20 protein-coding genes and 1 tRNA gene are annotated in these 25,539 nt (G+C 42.8%); 4 read left to right on the plus strand and 17 right to left on the minus strand.

The window, feature by feature from the left end:
* Positions 1–206: 206 nt before the first annotated feature.
* The 3 genes from G511_RS0109095 to kdsA form a co-directional block, all read right to left on the minus strand.
* Complete coding sequence (locus tag G511_RS0109095; protein WP_028469358.1) at positions 207–2,390, minus strand: esterase-like activity of phytase family protein; 2,184 nt, start codon at positions 2,388–2,390, stop codon at positions 207–209.
* A 98-nt stretch (positions 2,391–2,488) separates the two neighbouring features.
* Positions 2,489–4,465, minus strand: a complete 1,977-nt coding sequence (locus G511_RS23810; protein WP_051221790.1) for an SUMF1/EgtB/PvdO family nonheme iron enzyme — start codon at positions 4,463–4,465, stop codon at positions 2,489–2,491.
* A 77-nt stretch (positions 4,466–4,542) separates the two neighbouring features.
* Positions 4,543–5,388, minus strand: coding sequence for a 3-deoxy-8-phosphooctulonate synthase (gene kdsA, locus G511_RS0109105; RefSeq protein ID WP_028469359.1), 846 nt, complete (start codon positions 5,386–5,388; stop codon positions 4,543–4,545).
* A 97-nt stretch (positions 5,389–5,485) separates the two neighbouring features.
* Between kdsA and G511_RS0109110 the strand changes: the two genes are divergently transcribed.
* Positions 5,486–5,983 (plus strand): HugZ family pyridoxamine 5'-phosphate oxidase, encoded by a 498-nt coding sequence (locus G511_RS0109110; protein ID WP_051221792.1) that lies wholly within the window; start codon positions 5,486–5,488, stop codon positions 5,981–5,983.
* Positions 5,984–5,986: 3 nt separating this feature from the next.
* Here G511_RS0109110 and G511_RS0109115 read toward each other — a convergent pair whose 3' ends face one another.
* The 6 genes from G511_RS0109115 to G511_RS0109140 all read right to left on the minus strand — a co-directional run bounded on the left by G511_RS0109115 (position 5,987) and on the right by G511_RS0109140 (position 12,061).
* Entirely contained in the window at positions 5,987–6,895 is a 909-nt protein-coding gene (locus tag G511_RS0109115) for a hypothetical protein (RefSeq protein WP_028469361.1), read from the minus strand.
* Between the two features lie 14 nt (positions 6,896–6,909).
* The gene (locus G511_RS0109120; RefSeq protein WP_028469362.1) at positions 6,910–7,488 is read right to left on the minus strand and encodes a LemA family protein; all 579 of its coding nucleotides are present in this window, start codon (positions 7,486–7,488) and stop codon (positions 6,910–6,912) included.
* 50 nt (positions 7,489–7,538) lie between these two features.
* Positions 7,539–7,745: a DUF2788 domain-containing protein gene (locus tag G511_RS0109125; protein WP_028469363.1), complete on the minus strand. Its 207-nt coding sequence runs from the start codon at positions 7,743–7,745 to the stop codon at positions 7,539–7,541.
* Positions 7,746–7,863: 118 nt separating this feature from the next.
* A complete protein-coding gene (locus G511_RS0109130) occupies positions 7,864–8,778 on the minus strand; it encodes an HDOD domain-containing protein (RefSeq protein ID WP_028469364.1) in 915 nt (304 codons plus the stop codon).
* Positions 8,779–8,908: 130 nt separating this feature from the next.
* Positions 8,909–11,644, minus strand: a complete 2,736-nt coding sequence (locus G511_RS23815; RefSeq protein WP_051221794.1) for an EAL domain-containing protein — start codon at positions 11,642–11,644, stop codon at positions 8,909–8,911.
* Between the two features lie 333 nt (positions 11,645–11,977).
* Positions 11,978–12,061 (minus strand) — tRNA-Tyr (locus G511_RS0109140).
* Between the two features lie 382 nt (positions 12,062–12,443).
* On the opposite strand from G511_RS0109140, the gene nrdA reads away from it, so the two are divergent.
* The 3 genes from nrdA (at position 12,444) to yfaE (ending at position 16,206) form a co-directional block, all read left to right on the plus strand.
* On the plus strand, positions 12,444–14,708 hold the full coding sequence (gene nrdA, locus G511_RS0109145) for a class 1a ribonucleoside-diphosphate reductase subunit alpha (RefSeq protein WP_028469365.1): 2,265 nt from the start codon (positions 12,444–12,446) through the stop codon (positions 14,706–14,708).
* 93 nt (positions 14,709–14,801) lie between these two features.
* Positions 14,802–15,932, plus strand: a complete 1,131-nt coding sequence (nrdB, locus tag G511_RS0109150; RefSeq protein ID WP_028469366.1) for a class Ia ribonucleoside-diphosphate reductase subunit beta — start codon at positions 14,802–14,804, stop codon at positions 15,930–15,932.
* Positions 15,933–15,942: 10 nt separating this feature from the next.
* Positions 15,943–16,206, plus strand: coding sequence for a class I ribonucleotide reductase maintenance protein YfaE (gene yfaE / locus G511_RS0109155; RefSeq protein ID WP_028469367.1), 264 nt, complete (start codon positions 15,943–15,945; stop codon positions 16,204–16,206).
* A 394-nt stretch (positions 16,207–16,600) separates the two neighbouring features.
* On the opposite strand, the gene nth is transcribed toward yfaE, so the two are convergent.
* The 8 genes from nth to cysN all read right to left on the minus strand — a co-directional run bounded on the left by nth (position 16,601) and on the right by cysN (position 25,502).
* A complete protein-coding gene (nth, locus tag G511_RS0109160; RefSeq protein ID WP_028469368.1) occupies positions 16,601–17,245 on the minus strand; it encodes an endonuclease III in 645 nt (214 codons plus the stop codon).
* A 240-nt stretch (positions 17,246–17,485) separates the two neighbouring features.
* Positions 17,486–18,202, minus strand: coding sequence for an electron transport complex subunit E (locus tag G511_RS0109165; protein ID WP_028469369.1), 717 nt, complete (start codon positions 18,200–18,202; stop codon positions 17,486–17,488).
* Positions 18,199–18,831, minus strand: coding sequence for an electron transport complex subunit RsxG (gene rsxG, locus G511_RS0109170; protein WP_028469370.1), 633 nt, complete (start codon positions 18,829–18,831; stop codon positions 18,199–18,201). Before rsxG ends, G511_RS0109165 begins: the two co-directional genes overlap by 4 nt.
* Positions 18,831–19,880, minus strand: coding sequence for an RnfABCDGE type electron transport complex subunit D (locus tag G511_RS0109175; RefSeq protein WP_028469371.1), 1,050 nt, complete (start codon positions 19,878–19,880; stop codon positions 18,831–18,833). Before G511_RS0109175 ends, rsxG begins: the two co-directional genes overlap by 1 nt.
* Before the next feature lie 15 nt (positions 19,881–19,895).
* Entirely contained in the window at positions 19,896–22,460 is a 2,565-nt protein-coding gene (rsxC, locus tag G511_RS0109180; protein ID WP_028469372.1) for an electron transport complex subunit RsxC, read from the minus strand.
* Positions 22,457–23,068, minus strand: coding sequence for an electron transport complex subunit RsxB (gene rsxB / locus G511_RS0109185; RefSeq protein ID WP_028469373.1), 612 nt, complete (start codon positions 23,066–23,068; stop codon positions 22,457–22,459). The genes rsxC and rsxB overlap by 4 nt, the downstream gene beginning before the upstream one ends.
* Before the next feature lie 13 nt (positions 23,069–23,081).
* Complete coding sequence (rsxA, locus tag G511_RS0109190) at positions 23,082–23,663, minus strand: electron transport complex subunit RsxA (protein ID WP_028469374.1); 582 nt, start codon at positions 23,661–23,663, stop codon at positions 23,082–23,084.
* A 162-nt stretch (positions 23,664–23,825) separates the two neighbouring features.
* Positions 23,826–25,502 (minus strand): sulfate adenylyltransferase subunit CysN, encoded by a 1,677-nt coding sequence (cysN, locus tag G511_RS0109195; RefSeq protein ID WP_028469375.1) that lies wholly within the window; start codon positions 25,500–25,502, stop codon positions 23,826–23,828.
* Positions 25,503–25,539: the final 37 nt, after the last annotated feature.

Below are 25,539 nucleotides of genomic sequence, written 5' to 3' on the forward strand. Positions count from 1 at the left end.
GCTTTTTTGTGCATTTTTTTTGGGTATTGTGTGTGGTTAGTAGGGCTCTGACCAGAACAGCTATTATCACAACAGTACCATGGAAAGGTTATTTGTAGCTGGGGAGAAAAAAGTAGCCACAACCAACCTACTTGTGGCTACTAATGTGGAAGCTATAATTTGTTTGAAGCGATAGATTATTAACGGTTAGATATTAGGTTTTACATTCAAGGATACATTTTTCCAATGTTGAAGAAGAGGGTTTCACCTGAACTATCATCGACTCCATCATTATCGGTTACAGCAAACCCGTGACCGTTTGAATCAATACTGAAGCCTTCGATTTTATCCTGTACATATCCATTTAGAGATTTTAAGTCAGGTAAGAAGTCTCGTACCAAGGTTTTGCTGACCACAGGTAAAGTATTACCTATAGATACTGGTTTAAGCTCGTCTTGACTTACCTTGTATAAACGCTTGATTGAGGCGTTATCACCTAATTGATTATCGCGTTCGATGATATAAACCGAGTTATTATAATAAGTGATTTCTGATAAGCCTACCCAGCCTTGTGTTGCCTTATCTAATGGATAATGCACCGCGCCCCAAGATGCTGTTGTTAGGTTATAGGCTAATAATTTTACTCGATTGTTGGCGTCATCTTTCCAAGGGCGTTGAATAGCAATCCAGAGCGTATCATCTATTAAAGTGATGCCTTCTGCGCCAAAACGTCTCTCATGTTTTAGTAAATTGTCCGGAAAATTGATTGTTTGGTCTATCTCGCCCAAAGAATTGATATGGTAAATCGCGTGAGGAATTTCTTTTTTAGTCTTTCCCTCTGATGCTAGCCAGAAGCCATCTTTACCGTCGCTTGTGATACCTTCAAGGTCGAGGTTTTTGGCGGGCTTGCCCTTGCGAGTAACGGGTAATGCATGAGTTATAATGGCAGGTTTTTGCTTTGCATCGATGCTAAACACTGTTGGCTGGTTCGCATAAAAGCTATCATTCACAGCGTATAGGTTGCCTTCCTTGGATGGGTGGGCCGCTAAACCAGACAATGCGCCCCAACCAATGAGTGAGCTGTTTGATTTATTGCTTGAATCCGATGTGATTTGTGGGTAAACAGGTTCTGTTGCCGACAAATCATAGATCATCACGTGTGCTCGAGGGCCTTTATCTTCGATTAGGTCTTTTTCATTTGCGCTCACGAGTAAGTTGCGAGCTGGAATAGTTACGGCAGATTCAGGGCCAATACCAGAGGGCAGTAATTGTTGGAATTTTGGCTCATCCCCTGTATCTAGGTAGACACCAATAACGGATGCTCTTTCTGATAGCACAAAAATGTATCTGTTTTCACCATACTGGCCGATGGCGATTCCTTCGGGTTCGTTACCTTTTTTCCCTGAACGCTTATCTGGGTAGTGGCCTGCCATGATGACCTGCTCTTCAAATGAGCTTCCTGATTCATAAAGAACACGACCATCTTTATGGAAAATGGTAAAGCTACGAGACCCACCTTTGTAGTCGCCTTCATTTGCAGTGACGAAACGATCATTATCAAGCCATTTAACTGTATCAGGTTCGCGAAGTCTTGTTTGGGTGCCGCTAAAATTTAAAGTCTTATCTTTTTCTGTGTCTATATTCTGCAGATCAACACTTCCTGCAGAGAAGTGGTTAAGTATGTTTCCTGTCTCAGCAGAAACAATAACTAAATGGTTGTTTTCTTGTAATGTGACTACTATTTCGTTGTTGTCGTTAAAGTCGACAAACTCAGGTTCAGGGTCATCAGCACCTGTATTAGCAAGGCCAGTCATTTCTACTTTCTTGAGACTGTTACACTTAGGGATGCCTTTCTTGAGTTCTACAATAGCCAGCCATCCCGCAGGTAGTTGTGGCAAGATGCCGTCTTTTAAGTCTTCGTCACGTTCGTTTTCAATAGCAATGGCAGCAAATTTACCGTCTTTGGAGATGGCAATTGAATCAGGTTGCCCTCCCAACTCGCAACGGTTTGTTATTGATTGATTATTAAGTTGAATAGCCGCTAAATAACCGCTTGGCTTAAGAAAACTTTCTGATGTATTTACAGCCGCTAATACATAATTATCACCGACGGCCACGGACGTTGGCTCACCAGCGGTTTTAACGATACCTAACGCTTTGGGTTCTCGAGCATCACTAATATCGATAAAACCAATCGCACCAAAAGGGCTATCAGAATAGATCAGCGTGTTTCCGTCTTTACTGGCGGCAATTATTTCAGGAGATGTCTCTTGTTGAGTATCTACAGATGCAGGAAGGTTTTTTGTGGTATTAAAACTGGCGATGCGATTGAAGGACTCTGCTTGCGCAACGGAGGTCGTTGCTGCAATGGTTAGTGCAAGAAGAGACTTTCGAAATAAATGAGCTGGCATGTTTTTCTCCGTAGAAAGGCAAGTTAACTTGCGCATTCTACGGAGCTCACATGACAGAGATATGATTGAAATAAGTAAGATAATTAATCTTTACTATCTTACTTTAAATCTACAGCAACCCTAAAACCCCAGGTGTTTCTTGAAGCGTTGGGTGGATGTCGGTAGCGGCTGGCAGAACGAATAACCCTACTAATGTCAAACCATGAGCCGCCGCGCATAGAGCGAAAGTTACAGCTAGCCTGTGTTCGAGCGGAGCCGTCTGATGGGTGGCCTAGGTAGGTATCTGAATAGCAGTCTTGAACCCATTCATCCACATTACCGTTTAAGTCATGGAAGCCCCAAGGATTTGCCGCAAGTGATCCTATAGGCGCTGGGTGTTTACCATCCCATAACGAGCCGCACTCGTCACAAACTGCACGTTGCGGGGATAATTCATTACCCCACCAAAAAGCAGATTGCGAACCACTGCGTGCGGCGTACTCCCACTCAGCTTCTGATGGAAGGCGGTACTTTTCTCCTGTTTCAGCACTAAGCCATGCGGCATAGGCCGTCGCATCTTGCCAAGAGACGTTTATGACCGGTTGTGAGTCTCTTCCCCAGCCTTCATCGTTAGGAAGCTCTCTCCCAGTAATCTTGGCAAAATGATCGTATTGGGCAAAGGTCACTTCAAAGCGAGAAAGAGCAAAAGGGTGGATAAGTGTAATGGTTTGAATCGGCTTTTCGTTATCATCACCTTGCTGGTTAAGGTCGCCCAGTTGGAATGTGCCTGCTGGTAAGCTAATCATTTGTGGGCCATATGAGCCATTCTCTAGAGCATCTTGAAATACACCAAAGTTCTCTTCTAGCTTGGCCTCTTCACGAGGTAATACCGCGGCGGTGTTCTTTGCTGACGTTGTTGCAGCGAGTGTTGATATTTCAGGTTGCTCTTCGAGTTTCTTTTTTAGTCGTTGAATGGTTTGTTCATGATTATCAGCGGACGTTTTCCAGATTTGAGCTTGTTCTTTCCACGCGGCCACATGGTTATTAGTGGCTGCTTGCTGCTCTTGTGCTAAATAAAGGCTTGCCGTAAAACCAACGAGAACACCGGCGGTAAATAAGCTGGCCCATAAAAGCAATCGAATAGTAAATTTGGAAGGGCGCTTTGCATCTGTAATGTTTGGGTTGTATTCGATTGTTTCGTCGTCACCTTGATGTGCTGTAGCGCTGTTGAGTGAGTTAGTTTCTTTTTCTTCTTGCTCTTTAAAAAGTGCTTGGATTAGCGTTATAGCATTAGTTTGGCGCTCTTCAGGGTCAGTGGATAATGCTTGTTGGAGTTCTGCCCACTGATCTTTACTGGTCTTAGATGGGTGTTTTAGTTCCTTGCGAACATGTAGCTCTTCATCATCTGTTAGTGAGAAGGGCGCAGTACCTGATAGTGCGGCATACGCTATGCAACCCATAGAGTAAACGTCGGCAGCTGTAGGTAATAGATTAGCGTGAAAGGCTTCGGGAGACTGATAGGCTGGAAACTGAAAAGCCGGCTGTAACGTGAAACTGGTTTCTTGTAAAAGAGTGCGTGGGCTTATAGGTAATAACTTCACACCGCCCTGACGATTAATATAGATTAAATCTGGAGCTAAAGCACCGTGGGGTTGACGGACTTTGCTGGTAAATATATCCACTGCAACAGCTGTTTGTAGGAGTAAGCCGCGTAAATGGTTGGCTTTTAGCTTTGTCACTTTTTTTGTTTTTATAAGAGTGTCTAGTGTGAGTCCATCTAATGCCTCACAGGCAAAAAATAAAATTCCACCACGCTCAACAAAATAACCGTAAATTGAAACAATATGCTTATGGTGTAGGTTCTTGGCCTGGATAATTTGCTGTTTAAAGGCAGCAAGCAAGCCTTTGTGCCTGGTTAGTTCTGGGGCAATAACAATAATCGAAACGGGTGTAGGGCTGGGTGTGCTGATATCTTCAGCTTGCCAAAATTGCCCTAGAGGGTGCGCTGTTGCCGATCCTTTTAACTTAAATTTGTGATGTTCAGGGCCAATGACCTGACCATCATTCAGCGCACGTGATTGTTGTTGCTTTTCCATTGCCCATTCCTGCCTATATATCCGTTATTTATAATAGACAAGAATGGACAAACTTTTAAGTAGAATCAGCGGTTTATCTAATCGGTTTGTAAAGGTTCAAAGTTCTTAACTAGATCATCAACTGCTTTCAATTGAGCGAGGTAAGGTTCTAGTTTATCCAAGGGTAGTGCACAAGGGCCGTCGCATTTCGCTTCTGCTGGATTCGGATGAGCTTCTAAGAATAGTCCTGCTATCCCTTGAGATATTCCAGCACGTGATAACTGTGCTACGAGCCCTCTTCGCCCATCTGCAGAGTCTGAACGACCACCAGGAACCTGCAATGCATGTGTTGCATCAAACATAATGGGGTAACCAAACTCTTTCATAATAGAGAAACCAAGCATATCAACAACTAAGTTGTTGTAACCGAAAGTGCTTCCTCGTTCACAAAGAATGAGACGGTCATTACCCGCTTCACGGCATTTGTGCAAAATATGCTTCATTTCGTGAGGTGCTAAGAACTGCGCTTTTTTAATGTTAATAACAGCACCTGTTTCAGCCATTGCTTGGACAAGATCAGTCTGGCGTGAAAGGAAAGCAGGTAACTGGATAATATCGCATACCTGTGCCGCTGCCGCTGCTTGGTCAGGCTCGTGTACGTCAGTAATCAGTGGAACATTAAATGTGTTCTTAATCTCTTCAAGAATTTTTAACCCTTCATCTAAGCCTGGTCCACGAAAAGAGGTGAGTGAAGAGCGGTTTGCCTTATCAAAAGAGGCTTTAAAGACATAAGGGATGTTTAACTTATCAGTAACGGTTACATAGTGCTCTGCAATACGCAGTGCAAGGTCCCTTGATTCCAGTACATTCATACCACCGAATAAAACCATTGGTTTATCATTCGAGATTTCTAGGGCGCCTACTTGAACGACTTTCTGTTCCATGATTTATAACCTGACAAAAGCTTAAAACCGGCATTATACGTGAAGCTTTGATAAAATAATGCACGCCATTGCCTACAGTTTATAAATGAGTGCTTTTATGAATGTACAAACGAGTGAATATTTAGAGGCTTGCCTAGCATTATTGCAGTCATGTAGCTCATTACAGCTAGCCACTATCGATAAAAGTGGTATGCCGCATCTGAGTTATGCGCCATTTATTCGACAAAGTGAGCATTTTTTTATCTTTGTGAGTCAGCTGGCAAGCCATACGCAGCATCTAACAGATGTTCCTAATGCCAGCATAATGATCATCAAAGATGAAGCAGACTGTCGAAATATATTCGCGCGCGAACGCTGTACTGCCAGTGTGTCTGTAGAAGCGCTAGCACCTGATACAACAGGCAGTATTCTCGACCAAATGGAAGTTGAGTTAGGAAAAACTATGGCGTTATTAAGAACTTTACCTGACTTTGTTTTGTTCAAACTGACAGCCGAGGAGGCGCGTTATATAGCGGGTTTCGGTAAGGCGTTTGAATTAGATTTGAAGCATAATGAATTAATGCATGTGAGTGCTGAAAAACTTGCTGAGCGTTGAGTGTTAGAAAGCGAGTAAGTGGAAGAGTAAATAACTTTCACCGATTAATAAGAGAAGTGCTCCTACGCTATACCAGCCATAACGTGTGGCCAATTTTTCTTCGTCGAGTGTTGAAAGTAAATAGGGGTGCTCTTTTTCACTAGGACAGGAAAGCACATGCATAGTGGGAGCTGCTTCCATCGCTCTACGTCGCTTACTTGCTTCTTGGTGGGCTGCTTTTTGAACATTACTCCATTCTTGCATATCAAGCTTTTGATCACTGTTGCTATCAAAGCGCTGCAACAAATCATCATAGGATTGTTTCCACTCTCGAACGACCTCTCCAGATAGTTTCTTTATGGGAGGTAAATGTCGTCCGCCACCAACGCTCTGAAACTGCCCCAAAGCATAGATTTGTTCATGGGTGAATAATAAGGTTTCTTGGTATCTATAACGAGACCCGCCTAGGTCTTTTGTGAAAAGGGCACTTAAGTCAAAGCCTGATGTTTGATTCATTGATTGATTAGGGTGAGGCGTGTCGCCATACCATGTTCGTTTGTTGTCAGTACGAACGATAGCTCCTGCTGGGTCTACTAGTCCTATTGCTGTATTGTCGTTTATCTGGAACCAAGCATCTGATTTTCCGCTATCTTCAATATGCCAACTCTTGGTTTTGCCGCTACTTTTAAGGCGCGAAATATTATAGCTGTACCAAACACACTTCCTTCCTGAAAGTGGGGCGGTTAGCGGGCCGCATTCTCCTTCAATAATATGCCCAATCACTTCAACATAACCTTGGTGTGCCGAGCGTATTTTAGAAGTAGGGGTGCCTGTAATTAAACGGTAGCGTTTGAGAAGTGCAAAGCCTTTCCAAAGAGTCACTACAATAGCCGCAACTAATATGAAGAAAACAAAAGCTGTATCTATATTCATTTAGGGGTACTAAATTAATGGCTTTTAAACAGTTGCCCAATATTTACGTCGGTTAACTCAGCTTCTTTGAACTCAAGTAGGTCTCGAGATATAAAGTTCATTTGTTTGGCTATGAGTACATCTGGAAATTGCTCAATGCGAACATTGTAAATATTCACTGATGCATTATAGAACTCACGACGGTCAGCAATTGAGTTTTCTATACCCGATATTCTGTTTTGAAGGTGTTGAAATGATTCGTTCGCTTTAAGCTCTGGGTAATCTTCAGCCAGTGCAAATAAGTTACCTAGCCCTAATCGAAGCTGCGACTCTGCTTGGCCAAGTCCTTTTAAATCTTGTTTTTCACGAGCGTTAGATACTTGCGAGCGGGCTGCAATGACACGGCTAAGTGTTTCTTGCTCATACTGCATATATTCTCGGCAAGTATCGACTAACTTAGGTAGTTCGTCATGGCGCTGCTTGAGTAAAATATCAATATTTGACCAAGCTTGTGAGACATTGTGTTTTAGGCGGACCAAGTTGTTATACAGTGAGATTATATAAAAAGTGGCTACTGCTATAGCAACAATAAAAATCAGTGTGCTTGGTTCCATTTGTGAGATCTCTCCAGCCAGCCCGAACAATAATGATAGTGGAATGGCTGCTACACATTACCTTCAATCATTTCGACGGCAATGGTTTTAATGATAAAAGCAGCAAGCCCTAAACCTAATGCAAAAAATAGCACAAAAGTTCCGAATTTGCCGGCATTAGAGCGCTTTGCTAAATCATAGATGATAAAAAATATAAAACAGGAAAAAACAACAATGCCGATGTTTAACATCAGACCTTCGATATCAGCTAGGCGCATAGGATAAAAACCAAATATGAGTGAAGAAGTTGCGCGGTATTATACGTAAAAGCTGCTTAATTTTCGAGCAAGCTTTAGAATTACGGTTTGCAGGGGATTAGTGATAGGATTTTCTAGGTTAAACCCCTAAGCTTTCAGCGAGCTTGTCACTTTTGTCTATAAGCATGGGAAGTGCTTCGGCTATCATATCGATAGGTAGTTTGTGATCTCCCCAGCTTTTCATGATGCAGTGGTTATTAATATATGTTTTAAGCTCATTAGTCTTTAGCTGTTTCCAATCGGGCACTTTAATAGCCATCACACTAAGAAAGTCTGCAAACTGTATAATCAGGACAAGTTCTCTAAAGGTTTTTGGCGCTTTATTGTTACGACAAATATTATAGTTGTGATGGTGTCTCGCTACACTGGATACAACATTTGGCAGGTGTAGTTTTTGGCAGGCAATGTAGCCAATTTCAGCATGAGAAGTACCTAGTATCTTCTGTTCTACTAAAGGTAGCTCGTCAGGTGCTGCCCACCCGACAGCGTCTGTTTCATCGAGGGCTTTTGGCGCAAACTGGAACAAAACGAAACGACCGATATCATGTAGTAATCCGCACATGTAAGCCAAATCAGGATCAACTTCATGATGGTGTGTAATTTTAGTGATAAATGATGCAATTGTCGCTGTCTCTATCGAGTGCTTCCAGATGGCTTTGTGTTCGGGGAGCGAAGGTACGAAAACTTTCGACACAGAGAGCGTGGTAATAAGATCAACAATCGTTTGAGAGCCTACACGTGTAAGCGCTGTTTGTAGGCTGTTAATGGGAGTGTTGGGTGAGGAGGCGGCAGAGTTAGCGTAACCGAGTATGAATGTGGCTAAAGGTGGGTCTGTTTTTGCTAGAGCGTAGACGTGATCGTAGAACTCATCATCATCCGAGTTTAATTTCATTAGCTGGAATAATACACCAGGCAACATCGGGAGCTGGTCAATGTGACGAGTAATTTTTTCCAAATTAGATGTGGATTTTTTTTCTAATGATTCGTCGGACATTGATGCCTCAATCCATAGTGGCTTAGTGAGCTGCACTTCAAACTAGGTGAAAACTATAGTTCAAAGCAATACAGCTATCATAGCGTTATAAATATTATAGAAGATATTGGTATTTAATGTTCATGTTAAATTAAGCTTCGCTAAACACCTTTTCAAACTGGTGACTCGGCATAGGCTTGTCAAAATAGAATCCTTGCCCATAATCACAGCCTGCTTTCGTTAGTAGTTTATATTCTTCTTCTGTTTCTATCCCTTCGGCTATCACCTGCATGCCTAATTTGTGGGCAATCATGATAATTGCTTCACACAGTACTTTATCATCGGAATGGGGAGTGAGACCTCTTACGAAACTTTGATCAATTTTAATGAAGTCTACATCAAAATTTTTCAAATAAGATAAAGATGAGTAACCCGTCCCAAAATCATCAAGTGCTATTTGCACACCTGCTTCGCGAAACAGGTGCATTTTCTGCTGAACTTCGTCACTGGGTTCAATCATCATGGATTCAGTGATCTCTATAACGACTGAGCGAGCGGATAAGCCGAGCTGTTCCATAAACTGTAGCCATGAGAAAACATCATGAGTCGGGTCGTGAAACTGGAAAGGTGATGTATTTATACTGACACTAAAGCTCGGATTATATTGGTTTTGCCATAGGGATGTTTGGCGTGCGGCGTCACGAAATATCCAGTCGCCAATATGGGTAATGAGTCCGCTATCTTCAGCAATAGGAATGAATTCAGCAGGAGAAATCAGTCCTCTTGATGGATGGTGCCAGCGAATCAGCGCTTCTGCTTTAAACGTTTTTCCTGTGTTTAGCTCGACGATAGGTTGATAATAAAGTTCGAACTGCTCATGTTCAATGGCGGCACGCAGGTCACGTTCAAGAATCGACCTTGCCATTGCCTGTTCTTGCATGGAGGGTATGAAGTACTGGTAGCGTCCGCGTCCTTTTCGTTTTGCAGAAAATAGCGCATGATCGGCATTTTGAATAAGTGTTGATGCATTTTTTGCATCATCTGGACAAATAGCAATACCGATAGATGCGGTAATGAATAGCTCTTCATTATTAATATTGAAGGGTAAGCTAAGGCTGTCTAGTACTTTTTGTGCGATACGTTCGATTACACTTGTGCTGCCGAGGTCATTAATCAATATCGCAAACTCATCTCCCCCTAAACGCGCGAGCATATCGGTGTTGCGGATAATTTTATTGAGTCGTTGTGACGCTTGGTAAATTAAAAGGTCCCCAGCTTCATGGCTGAGTAAGTCGTTAATAACTTTAAACCTATCAAGGTTGATATATAACAGAGCCAAGCTACTATCAGATTTAAGTGTGTTAGCAACATCGACCACGATGCGGTCGCGAAGCATTTTCCGATTAGGTAGTCCAGTGAGGGGATCAAAGTTCGCTTGTTCCCATAACTTCTCTTCAGATGCTTTTTTCTGTGAAATATCGGTGAATAAACCTATATACCTATCCACAAATCCTTCGCTGTTGCTTTTCATTGCATTGATTGTCAGCCATTCAAGGTAAAGCTCACCATTTTTTCGTCTATTCCAAATTTCACCTTCCCACACACCGCTCTCGAGTAATGCATCCCTCATCTGTTGATAAAATGCTTTATCGTGCTTGCCTGAACTCAAAATGGAAGGCGTCTTACCTATGCTCTCCTCGTAAGAGTATCCAGTGATCTCAGCGAATGCTCTATTAGTATGAATAATCTTCGATGTCGCATCAGTAATAAGAACAGCTTCGTTGCTGTATTCATATACTCCTTCAGCCAAGCGAATGGACTCTTCGGATTTTATTTGAGCGGTGATATCTAGTGTAGTGATAATAACGTGAGAAAGTGTTTCTCGGTGCTCGGGTAGTACAGCGACTTTTATCGACAAGGTTTTGTTGGGTTTATTTGCACCTGCAAAAGAGCTTTGGTGGCTAAAAGACAGTTCCCCCGAAGCAATTTCGGCTAACTCAAGTGCAAAACCTGCTAACGCAGAGTCATTAATAAATGGGCTTAGTGGGCCTTCTATCTTTGTAATATCATTTGCAGCTGCTTGTTGTATGGCTGCTTTATTGGCGTTCACTACTTTAATTTTTGTGGCTAGCTCTCTGCATAAACGAGGGTTGTTTACAAAGTACTCTTGTAGCTCAACAAGTGATTTTTTTGGAATTGTATCAAAAGTCTTTTTGGCTTCTGACCAGTCCTCTTCCCACAGGCCAATAGGTGCATGCTGATATAAGCTATCTAACCTAGCTTCGTTTATTTTTAAATTTTCTGATACAGAGTGTTGTCTTATGTTATTGACAAAGAAGCAACACAGTAGCGCCGTAGTTAGCGGAAATATCGTTAATAGGGGCAGTGTTATTTGCTGCAAGACTTCATACCCAACTCCTCTTGGAAGGGTCAGCATTAGCAGTAGCGTTGCTATATGAGTTACTAGCCCAAAAATAAACAATTCATAAAACGACAGCTTATCTAAGTATAAATGTCTGTAATGTCTCCATATAAGCCCAATAGATGCCGTTGTGATAATAACTAGAATGCCAGTGAAAAATGCCCCTCCCAGTGTAAAACGATAAACCGCAGCAACAATGCATACGATGAGTGTTGGGATCGCACCAAAAAATAAACCGGTTGCACTGAGTAAAATAGACCGGGTGTCAAAAATAATACCTTCTGAGAAGTGCCACGGTGTCATCATTATAATGAGGGCTATGCCACTTAAGGCTGAGCCTGCAATAAGTTTTGATATCAATGACGATGCCGTGGGAACGGCTAGCAAATAATTGAAGATCACGATCATTGCGAGTAACAGTGCAATGTTATTTGCCCAAGTGATTTCAATAAAACTATTGACCATGCGTAGCGCTCTTTATTGTTTAGCTATTCCTGCTAAGTAAATGCTTTGTAGTGTGTGTTTTTGATACTGCTAAAGTAGATATTATTAATGTATCTAAATGGAGACAAGCAGAGTTGTGGATAATACCCCTTCAAAGTAAAAGGGTATATAGAATTTTAATCTAGATAGCTGATTACAGAAAAATTAGACGGGTAATATGATTTTTTGGATAAAGAAATAATTAGGTGAAGCTGGCAGGGTAGAACTTGGATATGTGTAAGTAAGGGCGTTACTGCTATGAAGAGATTTTTAACGATTACTTTAAGATAGGCATGTTTGAACTTGATAGAGAAATGGTAGTGAGGGGTGGATTCGAACCACCGAAGCTCGCGCGTCAGATTTACAGTCTGATCCCTTTAGCCACTCGGGAACCTCACCACAACGAGGCGCGAATAATAGACCGATCAAATGGATTTGTAAACGATTAAATACGACTTAATGACATATTTTTTTCATCTAAAAGTAATATTTCATATTTGAAATTTATCTTAAAATTATTTTTTATAGGCTTGATTTTTAGCGCTACCGCATGGTGCCTGTACTTGCGTCTTATATGCTAAAACTCGGCACAATAGATGACTAAAATCAAGACTGAAATAAGCTTGAAATAAAGATGGATACGTCTATATTTAGTGTCAGTTGGCAGTTGGTGCACCAGATGTAGTATCTTTTTTGCGACTCTACTACTTTTGGTCCATGAAAAACCATACAGAATCTTCATTTAATAATTATTATCTTAGTCGGAACAAAAGAGCCTCTTATGCAGCAAGATTTGATGGTCACTAAACGTGACGGGCGTCGTGAAAAAATTGATCTGGAAAAAATTCATAGGGTAGTTATTTGGGCAGCGAGCGGCTTGGATCAAGTTTCACCTTCTGAAGTTGAGTTAAAAGCACACATACAATTTTACGATGGCATCAAAACTTCTGATATTCATGAGACATTGATCAAATCTGCAGCTGATTTAATTTCAGAAACAGCGCCTGATTATCAGTACTTAGCTGCTAGGCTTGCTATTTTCCACCTGCGCAAGCGTGCTTTTGATAGTTTTGATGCACCAAATTTGTTTGATCATGTGACTAATATGGTCGAAATGGGCCGTTACGACAGGCATTTGATAGATGATTACAGCCGTGAAGAGCTTAATCAACTGAATGATTACATTGATCATTCGCGTGATATGAATTTCAGTTACGCGGCAGTGAAACAGCTTGAAGGTAAGTACCTAGTACAAAACCGTGTTTCTGGTGAAATTTATGAAAGCCCTCAGATTCTCTATATGCTGGTGGCTGCATGCTTATTTGCTTCTTATCCTAAAGAGACTCGCTTAGGATATGTTCAGCGTTTTTATGATGCGACTTCTTTATTTAAGTTATCTTTGCCTACGCCGATTATGGCAGGTGTACGTACGCCAACACGTCAGTTTAGCTCGTGTGTACTTATTGAGTGCGGCGACAGCCTTGATTCAATTAATGCGACGGCAAGCTCTATTGTTAAGTATGTTTCTCAGCGTGCTGGTATTGGTATTAATGCAGGGCGTATTCGTGCCATCGGCAGCCCTATTCGTAATGGTGAAGCTTTTCATACGGGCTGTATTCCTTTCTATAAGCATTTCCAGACAGCGGTTAAGTCTTGTTCTCAAGGTGGCGTAAGAGGTGGTGCAGCAACGCTGTTTTACCCAATTTGGCATTTGGAAGTAGAAACTCTGTTGGTATTGAAAAATAACCGTGGAGTGGAAGAGAACCGAGTTCGTCACTTGGACTACGGCGTACAGCTGAACAAATTGATGTATCAACGTCTTATTAAAGGCGGAAACATCACTCTATTTAGCCCGCACGAAGTGCCAGGTTTGTATGATGCTTTCTTTGCTGATCAAAGTGAGTTCGAACGCTTATATGAAATGTATGAGCAGGACCCAACTATTAGAAAAAGTACGATTAAGGCCGTTGAGCTGTTTGGCCTATTAGCGTCAGAACGCGCTTCTACAGGGCGTATCTATATACAGAATGTTGATCACTGTAATACTCATAGCCCGTTTGATCCTGCTGTTGCGCCGGTAAGGCAGTCCAACCTGTGTTTGGAAATCGCGCTACCTACTAAAGAAATGAATGATATTAATGATGAGGAGGGTGAAATTGCCCTGTGTACTTTATCAGCATTCAACTTAGGAGCTTTAGATAATCTTGATGAGCTTGAAGAGCTGTCTGACTTAATTGTTAGAGCTTTAGATAACTTGTTGGATTATCAGGATTATCCGATTCGGGCAGCTAAAAATGCAACAGATAATCGCCGTACGCTCGGCGTAGGTGTAACAAACTTTGCTTACTACTTGGCTAAGAACCAAACTCGCTACTCTGATGGTTCTGCAAATGGTTTAGTGCACCGCACGTTTGAAGCTGTTCAGTATTACATGCTTAAAGCATCGAATCAGTTAGCTAAAGAGAAAGGCCCTTGTCTTAAGTTCCAAGAGACTACTTATGCTAAAGGTATTTTACCTATTGATACCTATAAGCGAGAAGTAGATGAATTCTGTGAAGAACCATTGCATTATTTCTGGGAAACGTTACGCGAAGATATTCGTGAGTTTGGTTTACGTAACAGCACCCTCACGGCACTGATGCCTTGTGAAACATCTTCGCAGATCACAAACTCCACTAATGGTATTGAGCCTCCACGTGGTTATGTATCAGTGAAGGCGAGTAAAGACGGTATCATGAAGCAAGTTGTGCCTGATTATACTGAGCTTAAAGATAACTATGAGCTGCTTTGGGATATCCCTAGCAATGAAGGTTATTTACAGCTAGTCGGCATCATGCAAAAGTTTGTCGATCAATCTATATCGGCGAACACTAATTATGACCCAAGTAACTATCCGGGTGATAAAGTACCGATGAAGCAGCTTTTGAAAGACTTGCTTACCGCGTATAAATACGGTGTTAAAACATTGTATTACCATAACACGCGTGACGGTGCTAAGGATCAGCAGGATGATGACGGCTGTGAAGGCGGTGCCTGCAAGCTATAAGCTTTAATAAAGCTCTGAGTGGCAGGTGTCGGGCGTTTTTGCGACCGGCAACTGCTGAATCTCCTGTGGAATGAATTAGCAGATTACTAACGAATGTCTTACTCTACGTTTAACCCGAGTGCTCACGACGCAACCCTTGAACCGATGTTTTTTGGTCGAAGCGTCAATGTGGCGCGCTACGACAAGCAAAAATATCCTATTTTTGAAAAGCTGATCGAAAAGCAATTGTCTTTTTTCTGGCGTCCAGAAGAAGTTGATCTGTCGACTGACCGAAAAGATTTCATGAACATGCCTGAGCACGAGCAGCATATATTTTTGAGTAATCTTAAATATCAAACGTTACTGGATTCTGTTCAGGGGCGCTCGCCTAACGTTGCTTTTTTGCCGATTGTTTCCTTGCCAGAGTTAGAAACTTGGTTCGAAACCTGGGCTTTCAGTGAGACTATCCATAGCCGTTCATATACGCACATTATTAGGAATATCATTACTGAGCCTTCTGAAGTATTCGATCAGATCGTTACGAATGAAGAGATAGTTAAGCGTGCAGCAGCGGTAACACGTTTATATGATGAGCTAATAGAACTGACAAGTGTTTTCTCTGTTCATGGTGCCGGCCAGCATGTTATTGCTGGAAAGACCTATGATGTCAGTATGCGTAACTTGAAGAAAAAGCTTTATTTAACAATGGTTTCAGTCAATGTGCTGGAAGCTATTCGTTTTTATGTCAGTTTTGCTTGCTCATTTGCTTTTGCAGAGCGTGCCATTATGGAAGGTAATGCCAAGATCATTAAATTGATTGCGCGTGATGAAGCATTGCATCTGACTGGCACCCAGCATATTTTGAACATTCTAGCGTCAGGCGCTGATGACCCAGACTTTAAAGAGATTGCTCTTGAGTGTAAGGATGAGGCTATTGCCATCTTTGCTGAAGCTGCGCAACAAGAGAAAGAGTGGTCTTCTTATTTGTTCCGTGATGGTTCAATGATTGGTTTAAATGCAAAAATCCTGAGTGACTATGTTGAGTACATTACTAATGTGCGTATGCGTGCGCTAGGATTTGAGGATATGTTTCCTGCAGCACAAAACCCATTACCGTGGATGAATGCTTGGTTAAGTAGTGATAACGTCCAGGTTGCACCACAAGAGTCAGAGATTAGCTCTTATCTGGTGGGCCAAATAGATAACCAAGTCGATGATTCTGACTTCGATGATTTTGACCTGTAAGGGATAACCAATGGCCATTCCTAGAATCAAAGTTAATCACTTTCATACTTTCTATTATCAGTATGAATCAACTTTGTTAGATGCGTTGGAAGTTCAAGAAATTCCAGCGCCCTACAATTGCCGAGGAGGTTATTGTGGGTGTTGTAAGGTTCGTTTGATTGATGGTGAAGTTGAGTATGTTCGAGAAACTTTACTCGATATGGATGAAGGTGAAATTTTGACATGTTGCTGTGTTCCTAAGACACATATAGAGATAGAAATTTCCGAGTCTTGAGTCTGTGTAGATAGTCCCCTTCCTGATGTTACCTCCTCTCTTTCAGTAATCGATTACTTGGGAAGAGAGGGGATACGACTTTATTCGCGGCATAATCGATATAAGCAAAAAATATTGTAAATAGTAGAATTATTTGTGTGTTTTTTTATATCATCTACATGCAAATTTTGCTGGTAAGTATTAATCATAAAAACAACGTATAAAATTGATATTTAACTATTGTAATATATAACTCATTGTTTTTGTTTGATATTTTGTTTTTGCTTGAAATTCGGACAATTTAACATAGAGTGAGGTATGACGGGCCTTACAGGTATCTACTCAAAACATTTCCACAGAATTATCCACAGATTTTGTGGGTAACTTTTCATCTTAGAAAGTGTCCATTTTTATATTAATAACTGTCAATTTCAGTTTTTTCTTTGAACTCACATAAATCTTCAATCAAACAGCTTCCGCATTTTGGTTTACGTGCGGTGCACACATATCTGCCATGTAAAATCATCCAGTGGTGGGCATCAACAAGAAACTCTTTAGGAATGGCTTTTAGTAGTTTTTTTTCAACTTCTAGCACATTCTTACCGGGCGCAATCTTAGTGCGATTTCCTACCCTGAAGATATGTGTATCAACTGCCATGACAGGGTGTCCAAAAGCGGTGTTTAAGACAACGTTAGCTGTTTTCCTTCCTACACCTGGCAAGGCTTCAAGTGCTTCTCTGTCATCTGGAATAATGGAGTTATGCAGTTCCACAAGCATATTACATGTTTTGATAATATTCTCAGCCTTGGTGTTATACAGGCCAATAGTTTTGACGTAGCTTTTTAGTTTATCTATGCCAAGGTCAATAATTGCTTGTGGGGTATTGGCGACAGGGTAGAGTTTGCGCGTTGCTTTATTTACCCCCACATCTGTCGATTGTGCCGAAAGTAGAACAGCAATCAGTAATTCAAACGGCGTGCTGTACTCAAGCTCTGTTCTCGGGTTTGGGTTGTCGTTCTGCCAGCGTGTAAAAATTTCGTGCCGTATTACTTTATTCATGAAAGTATCTGTTCTGTAAGGGAGTTAGCTATAGTAGCGACCTTGGCGGGAAAATAAAATGCTCATAAGTGCTTCTTCAGCTGTGAGCTGTTGCTCCAAAGCTGGGTGTGAATTGAGAAGGTGTGCGGGAGGTAGTTAGTTGAAGAGAGTTAGCTTAAGAGGAAGGCACTAGAGTGTATATCAAGAGTTTGCTTACCCCTTGGTTCAAGTGAACCAAGGGGTAAGGCTGCATATTTGTCGTTAGCTGATGAGACCTGTCACGCGGACACGTTTAGTGCCAGAGTCTTGGTCAATGATCGGAGCGTTAGCTAGCTGGCGATCTTTAAGACGTTTATCAATAATGTTTTTCAGTGCGATGAGTAACCCTAATCCAACAAATGCGCCAGGGGGCAAAATTGCGAACAGGAAGCCTTTGTAATCCTCTACAAGAGTGATCGTCCAGTTTTCTGCCATGGGGCCAAATAGGAGGTGCATGTCAGCAAATAACGTTCCTGAGCCCAGCGCTTCACGTAGACCGCCTAATATGACTAATACGACAGTAAAGCCAATTCCCATCATTGCACCATCCAGTAATGATGCTGAGACCGGATTTTTTGATGCAAAAGCATCGGCACGCCCCATGATGACACAGTTAGTCACAATTAAAGGGATGAAGATGCCCAGGATTTGATATAACTCGTAAGTAACGGCCTGCATGAGTAGTTCTATGCAAGTAACAAAAGAGGCGATAATCATCACAAAAACAGGCAGTCGAACCGCATCGGGGACAAACTTCCTGAATGTGGAAATAGTTAGGTTTGAACCAATTAACACTAAAGTGCTGGCAATGCCGAGGCTGATCGAGTTAACTACCGATGCTGTCACAGCCAGTAGTGGGCACAAGCCTAATAGTTGCACCAGAGCAGGGTTGTTGTGCCAAAGTCCATCTAACGTGATTTTACGATAATCGATGTTCATGAAGCCTCCTTTACGGGCTTTGGACTTAACAGTAGATCACGGTTTAGTTTGAAAAAGCGTAGTGCTTGGCTTACAGCATTAACGATGGCGCGTGGCGTGATGGTTGCTCCGGTGAATTGATCAAATTGACCGCCATCTTTTTTGACCGCCCAGCTTGAATCGTTTGAGCTTGTCATGCTTTTGTCGTCAAAGCTCAGGATCCAGTCAGATTTTCTAAGATCGATTTTATCACCTAGCCCTGGTGTCTCTTTATGGGATAGAACGCGCACTCCGGCTACAGAGTTATCTGCATTAATGCCGACAATCAATGTTATATCACCAGAATAGCCATCAGGTGATATGACGGGAATAATTACCGCTTTCACTTTGTTACCGCGCTTTGCTTGATAGATCTTTGCAAGTGGGTATCCTAACTCTGGTACTTCAATATGGATAACATCTTCTAAAAGGTCGTTATCAATACTGTCTCGTGAAATTATTTCATATAACGCTTTTGCTTGTTGTGCTCGCTCGTTCTCAAGAATTTGATCTTTAGTAGATACTTGAGTAATAGCAATAAGCCCTGCTGTCACAATGGCAAATATAGAGATGCCTAGCGTATTTTTTCGCAATGAAGTCAGGAGTTCCATCAAGCTTTCCCCTTCATGCCGCGTTTAGGGGCTTTATGCCCATAAGCGCGCGGTTGTGTGTATTGGTCAATAAAAGGCGCCGCAAGATTCATTAATAAGATGCTAAACGCGACAGCATCTGGGTAATTACCCCAGGTGCGAATAATATAAATTAAACAACCAATACCGATACCAAACCAGATTTTCCCTTTATTACTCGTAGCCGATGATACTGGATCAGTCGCTATAAAAAAGGCCCCAAGCATGGTGCCGCCTACGGTTAAATGAAAGAACGGGTCAGCATAGGTGTCAGGTGAGATAATATAAAAGAAGGTTGCTATGCCGCCTAAAGATAATAAGAAAGCAGCTGGCGTGTGCCAAGAAAAAATCTTTTTATAAAGTAGTAGAACACCGCCCATTGCATAGGCTGCGCTAACGGCATGCCATGCACCTACATTGGCAAGCACGTCTGATGCTCTCCAAGCTTCTTCAGTTGTGAGTCCGCCGCGGTGGCGCATTTCATCAAGGGGGGTGGCAGACGTAAAAGCGTCGGCATGTTCTGCCCAGCTGCCAAAAATGAGTGATAGAGTGTCAGTGAAGGCTAATATATTCCAGCCTTCGCCATACAGCATAAAAGGGGCAGTCCAGCGGGTCATTTCAACTGGGAATGATATCAGTACCAAGGCATAAGCAACCATGGCTGGGTTGAAGGGGTTTTGTCCAATGCCGCCATAAAGTTGCTTGGCAATAACGATAGCAACAAATACGGCAATGGCGGTTAGCCACCAAGGCGCAAAAGGTGGTAGTGCTAGAGCAATTAACACTGCTGTCAAAATGGCACTGTTATCTTTCAAGTAAAAAGATAGCGGACGGTGACGTGCTTTAATGCAAAGTGCTTCAAAAGTGACCGCTAAAGCAGACGCCCAAATAATATTAATCAGGGTTCCCCAGCCAAAGAAGAATGTCATCGCCAGTATGCCGGGCAGCGTGGCTAAAATAACCAAGCGCATAATGCCCGCAGTGCTTGTTGGCTTATGTACGTGGGGCGATGTGATGCGAATCAGTGCCATAATCTATCGCATATCCTATTCAAATTGGCTAAGAGTATTGTTAAATTGAGTTGCTTGCTGCTGAGCGGCGAGTAACTCGTTCTGTAACGCATTCAGTTCGGCAGATTCAGCTTCTTGTGCTTTTTTAATGCTACGCTCAAGCTTAGTCACCGCTGCACGAGCGAGGGCTGCGTCTATTTTTAATTTTTTAAGGTCAATGCCTTGAGCCGCAGCCGCCTTAATTTTGCCTGCTTCTTCGGCATCTAGTTGTGCTTTAGCATCTTTGTGAAGTTGTGTCAGTCGAACTATTTCTTGCTGTAGCTCGCCTGCCTGCTCTGAGTCTGCTTCAGCTGAGGCAAACAAGGTTTCCGCTTTTTTGAGCTTGGTGCGCATAATTGAAACATTTTGCTTAAGTGCTTTTAAGTCAGCGGGTGTTCGTGCCGTCGGCTGTTGCTCGACGTTTTGTGCAGGTACTTCAGTTGCTTTAGGGGCGCTAGTTGTCTGAGTGTTTAGTTCAGCTGATTTTTGAGCAGCAAGTGCTTCTGTGTATTTTGCTTTTAGCTTTACAACGCCCGCTTTCATTTTTTCGGCGGCGGGGCTGTTATTAGCAATGGCAGTTTCCAGTGCTGCTTCTGCTTTTTTTAATGTTCCTAGCGCTTTATCCGTAGATTCTTTCAAGGCGAGTAGTGGGCTACCAGAACTGGCAGTACTTGTCTCTGCACTGGCAAAGGCGAGTTGTGCCGCAGCAGATTTCTCTTCCAGCTGTACAACGGTAGCGCGCAAAGTGTCAGCGCCATCGTGGCCTTTGTCTTCTGCTATTTTTAATGCCTGTTGTGCTTTCTTTAACTTGGTTCTGGCCACAGCTGCTTGAGTTTTAAGCTGTTTGATATCTGGAGCTGCAGAGGTTGTCGGTACCTGTGGGCCTGACTGTGCTAGCTCAAGTGCCTTTTGTGCCTCTTCGGCCGCATGATCGGCCTGTTTATACTGCAGGTCGAGCTGAGCAATGTTATCGCTACTGTCTGCTTTTGCAACTTCCAATGCTGATAGTGCTTTTTTAAGTTTGGTGCGTGTAATCGCTGCTGCTGTTTTCAGTTGTTTTATATTATCTTCAGGCGTTTTTGCTGCAGTTTCATTGCTTGCTTTCTTAGCTGCTTGAGTTTTTGCAGCCTGTTCTGCACGCTCTTTGCGGCGTATTTCTTTATCAAGAACCGCTTGCTCTAAACGAGCTTGTCTTGCTTCAAAGCGTTGTCGTGCTTGGTCTGATTTTCGTTGTTCTGCTTCTTCGGCTCTTATTTCATTTTTAGCAAAACGATAGTACTGAACAAGAGGTATATTACTTGGGCAAACGTAAGAACACGCGCCGCATTCTATGCAATCAAATAAGTTGTGGTGTTTTGCTTTTTCAAATTCACGGCTTTTAGAGAACCAAAAGAGTTGCTGAGGTAGTAATTCTGCCGGGCATGCTTGTTCGCATAAGCCGCATCGTATACAGGCCTGAGAAGGCGGCGCTGGTGGCATCTCTTCTTTGACGGCGGCAATAATGCAGTTTGACGTTTTGATGATAGGAATAGCATCGTCTTCAATCGTGAAGCCCATCATTGGGCCACCCATAACCAGTCTACTGAGTGTCTTATGGTTAACTTGGGCTGTTTCAAGCAAGTCGCTAATTGGAGTACCAATAAGGGCTTCAAGATTTTGTGGTTTGCCAGCGGCACCGCCCGTGACGGTAACGATACGAGATATCAGAGGCGTGCCGTGAAATACAGCTTGGTTAATTGCAGCCACTGTTCCAATGTTTTGACACACGATGCCGACATCCGCAGGAATACGACCGCTGGGGACTTCCACGCCTGTTAATAAGCGCACCAGCTGCTTTTCACCACCCGAGGGGTACTTAGTGGGTACGACGACAATATCTATATTTAATTCTGTGTGACGCAGTGCATCTTCAAGCACACGAATAGCATGTGCCTTGTTGTCTTCGATACCAATTAAAATATGGGTAGGGTTGAGCAAGTAATTGATAATCTCAATACCGCCGACAATTTGCTCAGCGCGTTCGCGAATGAGCATGTCGTCAGCTGTAATGTAAGGCTCGCACTCTGCGGCATTGATGATCAGAGTGTTAACAATATGGTCGTCACCTAGGTGTAACTTAACATCCGTAGGGAAACCAGCACCGCCCATGCCAGCAATACCGTGATTGCGAATGTAGTCGATCAGCTCTAGTTGTGGGAGGGAGCGATAGTCCGCTAATCCTTGATGGGGAGCCCACTGATCTTGACCGTCGGTTTTTATGCGGATACAAGGTGCTTCTAAGCCAGAGGGATGAGGTACCGCCTGTGGGCTGATATCTGTAATGGTGCCTGAGCTTGAGGCATGTATAGAAACACTGATTCTGCCTTGTGCTTCAGCAATCATTTGACCTTTTAATACCTGCTCCCCAACCTGAACGCATGGCTTGGCAGGCGCGCCAATATGTTGCTGTATAGGTATAGTCAATTGTTCAGGTATGGGCGCTAAGCGAATAGGTGCACGCGTTGATTGTTTTTTATTCTCAGGTGGATGAATGCCGCCATGAAAAGCAAAAATCTTACTCATGAAGGCGTTCCCTCTTTGTTTGATGCGTGAGTAATAGTGCGTCCCGTATCAGTCGCGATCAGTTCTATGCCGGGTACCGGTGGCGTCCACTTCCAGTTATTCAATGTGGTTTCAATGGGTAGCATATCTATACAATCAACAGGGCAGGGTTCAACACACAGATCGCATCCGGTGCACTCAGAAACAATAACGGTATGCATCTGTTTTGCAGCACCAAGAATGGCATCTACCGGGCATGCTTGAATGCATTTGGTACAACCAATGCATTCATCTTCTCGGATATACGCCACTGTCTTGATGCTCTCTTCACCATGTTCGGCGTCAAGCGGAACCGCTTCAACATCTAAGAGATCTGCAAGGGCTTCAATGGTGCTTTGGCCGCCAGGAGGGCATTTGTTGATCTGCTCTCCATTAGCAATGGCTTCTGCATAGGGGCGGCAACCCGGGTGACCGCATTGGCCACACTGTGTTTGCGGTAAAAGATCATCTATTTGATCGACAATGGGATTGCCTTCAACTTTGAACTTTACAGCAGCAAAACCTAGTACTAAGCCAAAAACAACGGCTAAGCTGAGAAGAACTAGAATGGCAATTAATACAGCGCTCATCAATACAACCTGCTCAAAATTTAACCAAGCCAGTGAAACCCATAAAAGCGAGAGACATAAGGCCAGCAGTAACCATGCCTATTGCAGCACCTCGAAAAGGTGTTGGAACATCGGCAACAGCGACACGTTCACGAATGGCCGAAAAGAGTATCAGCGCCAACGAGAACCCTACAGCGCCACCAAAACCATAGAAAATTGATTCCATAAAGCCGTTTTGTTTTTTGATGTTTAACAGAGCAACACCGAGTACAGCGCAATTTGTAGTGATAAGGGGTAGAAATATGCCTAAGACTTTATGCAGCAAGGGGCTGGTTTTCTTAACGACCATTTCAGTGAACTGTACGACAACAGCAATTACTAAGATAAATGAGATGGTCCTTAAGTAGCCCAGCTCAAATGGTAAGAGCAGGTAGGTATAAACCAAATAGCTACATACTGACGATAATGTCAGTACAAAGGTAGTTGCTAGTGACATACCCATAGCTGTTTCGAGTTTGTTGGACACGCCCATAAACGGGCAAAGGCCAAGAAACTGAACCAGTACAAAGTTATTCACCAGCACGGTGCTGATTAAAATGAGAAGAAAATCTGTCATGATCACTGCATCAAAATGCGAAAATCCATCTAGGTTTCCCTGATAGATCTTCGAAATTAACAAAAGCTGAAGTGTACCTTAAACTGCGATGTTAGGCACAGTTTAAGGCTTGATTTAACTCAATGAGAGGGTCGTCTTAACGACCGCTCTTATTGGTTCGTATTATATTAGCTTCAGTTCCTGTAATTGCTGCATTACCACAGAGATCTGCTCGTTACCTTGCGGTAATTTATCCGTTTGAATAGTCAGGTCAGCCGTTTCAAGGTCAGTATCAGTAAGTACCAACAAGCCATTTTGTTTTAACAGTTCGGCTACAGTGCTTGAGTTTTGTAGTAAAGCAGCAGGTAACGTATTTTTCGTTAGTGTTGCTACGCTACGCCCTGCTTTAAACAGTGCTTGTTCTAGAGAAAAGATTAGCGTTTGTGCAGAGTCTGCAGAGCCTTCTACTTTAATGATGGTCGGTTGTTGACCAAAGCGACGTGCTTTTTGTTCTGCACTCACTTGCGGCGAGCTTGACAGCGTTAGCTTGGTATCTGTTTCAGCATCTATGATCATGCCGGCAGCAACCGTTGTGTTGCTCAAGCGATCAACAACAATAAACGAGCCTGTGCCACGAAATGCTGTGTAGTTATCCGCAAGAATAGGACGCTCTAGTGTAATTTCGCACTGGCCGATCTCATTTAACTCAAGCATATTCGTATCTGATTTTTCAAGCGTATTGACATCAATTTGATGGCGAATGGCGGTGACAGACCCGGCTGTACGGCTCGTTAACAGCTTGATGTCGTATGTCTTACCTTGTGTCAGGGGTTGTTCATCCATCCAAACTAGCGTTGCATCAAAGCGGTTGGTCGCTTTAGGGATGTTGTCGCTGTGAACGATGATATCGCCACGGGAAATATCAATCTCATCTTCCAGCGTCAGCGTAATAGACATCGGCGGAAATGCTTCTTGAAGTTCGCCATCAAAAGTGACAATAGACTTAACGCGTGAAGACTTACCAGAAGGTAATACGGTAACTGCATCACCAGGTTTTACGATACCGGATGTTAGCGTACCGCAATATCCTCGAAAATCGAGATTAGGGCGGTTGACGTACTGCACTGGGAAGCGTAACTCGTCGAAATTTTTGTCGCGTGCAATTTTAACGGTATTCAGCGTTTCCATTAAAGGAAGACCTGTGTACCAAGGCATGTGCTCAGAAGGGTTTACAACATTGTCGCCCTTGAGTGCAGATAATGGCACAAACTGAATATCAGGCAGGTTTAAGTCCGCTGTAAACGCTAAGTAATCAGCTTTTATCTGTTCATAGCGCTCTTCGCTGAAGTCGACCAAGTCCATTTTATTGATGGCGACAATAGTGTGCTTAAGTCCTAAAAGCGACACAATAAAGCTATGTCGTTTAGTTTGTACTTGTACGCCATGGCGAGCATCAATCAGGATAATCGCAAGATCACACGTTGATGCACCCGTTGCCATATTGCGAGTGTACTGCTCATGGCCTGGAGTATCAGCAATAATAAATTTACGTTCAGCAGTAGAGAAGTAGCGGTAAGCGACATCAATGGTAATGCCTTGCTCACGTTCTGCTTGTAAGCCATCAACAAGCAATGCAAGGTCAAGTTCTTCACCGGCGTTACCTACGCGTGCGTTTTCACTTTGAATAGCAGCAAGTTGATCTTCATAAATCATTTTTGAATCGTGTAATAGGCGCCCAATTAGGGTGGACTTCCCATCATCAACACTGCCACATGTTAAAAAACGGAGTAGTTCTTTGTTTTCGTGTTGATGAAGATACGCTTCAATGTCGGTCGAAATCAGTTCAGACTGGTGGCTCATGGTATTGGTCTCTCATTCAGTATCAGATAATGGTTAA

Origin of the sequence: Neptunomonas japonica DSM 18939, assembly GCF_000422765.1 — a bacterium.
GTDB lineage: Bacteria > Pseudomonadota > Gammaproteobacteria > Pseudomonadales > Balneatricaceae > Neptunomonas > Neptunomonas japonica.

Bases quoted from the DNA above. Each gene is read 5' to 3' on its own strand.
- nrdB (WP_028469366.1), top strand. From the start codon at position 14,802: ATGTCTTACTCTACGTTTAACCCGAGTGCTCACGACGCAACCCTTGAA.
- G511_RS23810 (WP_051221790.1), bottom strand. From the start codon at position 4,465: ATGGAAAAGCAACAACAATCACGTGCGCTGAATGATGGTCAGGTCATT.
- G511_RS0109165 (WP_028469369.1), bottom strand. From the start codon at position 18,202: ATGAACATCGATTATCGTAAAATCACGTTAGATGGACTTTGGCACAAC.
- nrdA (WP_028469365.1), top strand. From the start codon at position 12,444: ATGCAGCAAGATTTGATGGTCACTAAACGTGACGGGCGTCGTGAAAAA.
- G511_RS23815 (WP_051221794.1), bottom strand. From the start codon at position 11,644: ATGGTCAATAGTTTTATTGAAATCACTTGGGCAAATAACATTGCACTG.
- nth (WP_028469368.1), bottom strand. From the start codon at position 17,245: ATGAATAAAGTAATACGGCACGAAATTTTTACACGCTGGCAGAACGAC.
- rsxG (WP_028469370.1), bottom strand. From the start codon at position 18,831: ATGGAACTCCTGACTTCATTGCGAAAAAATACGCTAGGCATCTCTATA.
- G511_RS0109115 (WP_028469361.1), bottom strand. From the start codon at position 6,895: ATGAATATAGATACAGCTTTTGTTTTCTTCATATTAGTTGCGGCTATT.
- cysN (WP_028469375.1), bottom strand. From the start codon at position 25,502: ATGAGCCACCAGTCTGAACTGATTTCGACCGACATTGAAGCGTATCTT.
- kdsA (WP_028469359.1), bottom strand. From the start codon at position 5,388: ATGGAACAGAAAGTCGTTCAAGTAGGCGCCCTAGAAATCTCGAATGAT.
- G511_RS0109120 (WP_028469362.1), bottom strand. From the start codon at position 7,488: ATGGAACCAAGCACACTGATTTTTATTGTTGCTATAGCAGTAGCCACT.
- G511_RS0109125 (WP_028469363.1), bottom strand. From the start codon at position 7,745: ATGCGCCTAGCTGATATCGAAGGTCTGATGTTAAACATCGGCATTGTT.
- yfaE (WP_028469367.1), top strand. From the start codon at position 15,943: ATGGCCATTCCTAGAATCAAAGTTAATCACTTTCATACTTTCTATTAT.
- rsxB (WP_028469373.1), bottom strand. From the start codon at position 23,068: ATGAGCGCTGTATTAATTGCCATTCTAGTTCTTCTCAGCTTAGCCGTT.
- G511_RS0109130 (WP_028469364.1), bottom strand. From the start codon at position 8,778: ATGTCCGACGAATCATTAGAAAAAAAATCCACATCTAATTTGGAAAAA.
- G511_RS0109110 (WP_051221792.1), top strand. From the start codon at position 5,486: ATGAATGTACAAACGAGTGAATATTTAGAGGCTTGCCTAGCATTATTG.
- G511_RS0109175 (WP_028469371.1), bottom strand. From the start codon at position 19,880: ATGGCACTGATTCGCATCACATCGCCCCACGTACATAAGCCAACAAGC.
- rsxA (WP_028469374.1), bottom strand. From the start codon at position 23,663: ATGACAGATTTTCTTCTCATTTTAATCAGCACCGTGCTGGTGAATAAC.
- rsxC (WP_028469372.1), bottom strand. From the start codon at position 22,460: ATGAGTAAGATTTTTGCTTTTCATGGCGGCATTCATCCACCTGAGAAT.
- G511_RS0109095 (WP_028469358.1), bottom strand. From the start codon at position 2,390: ATGCCAGCTCATTTATTTCGAAAGTCTCTTCTTGCACTAACCATTGCA.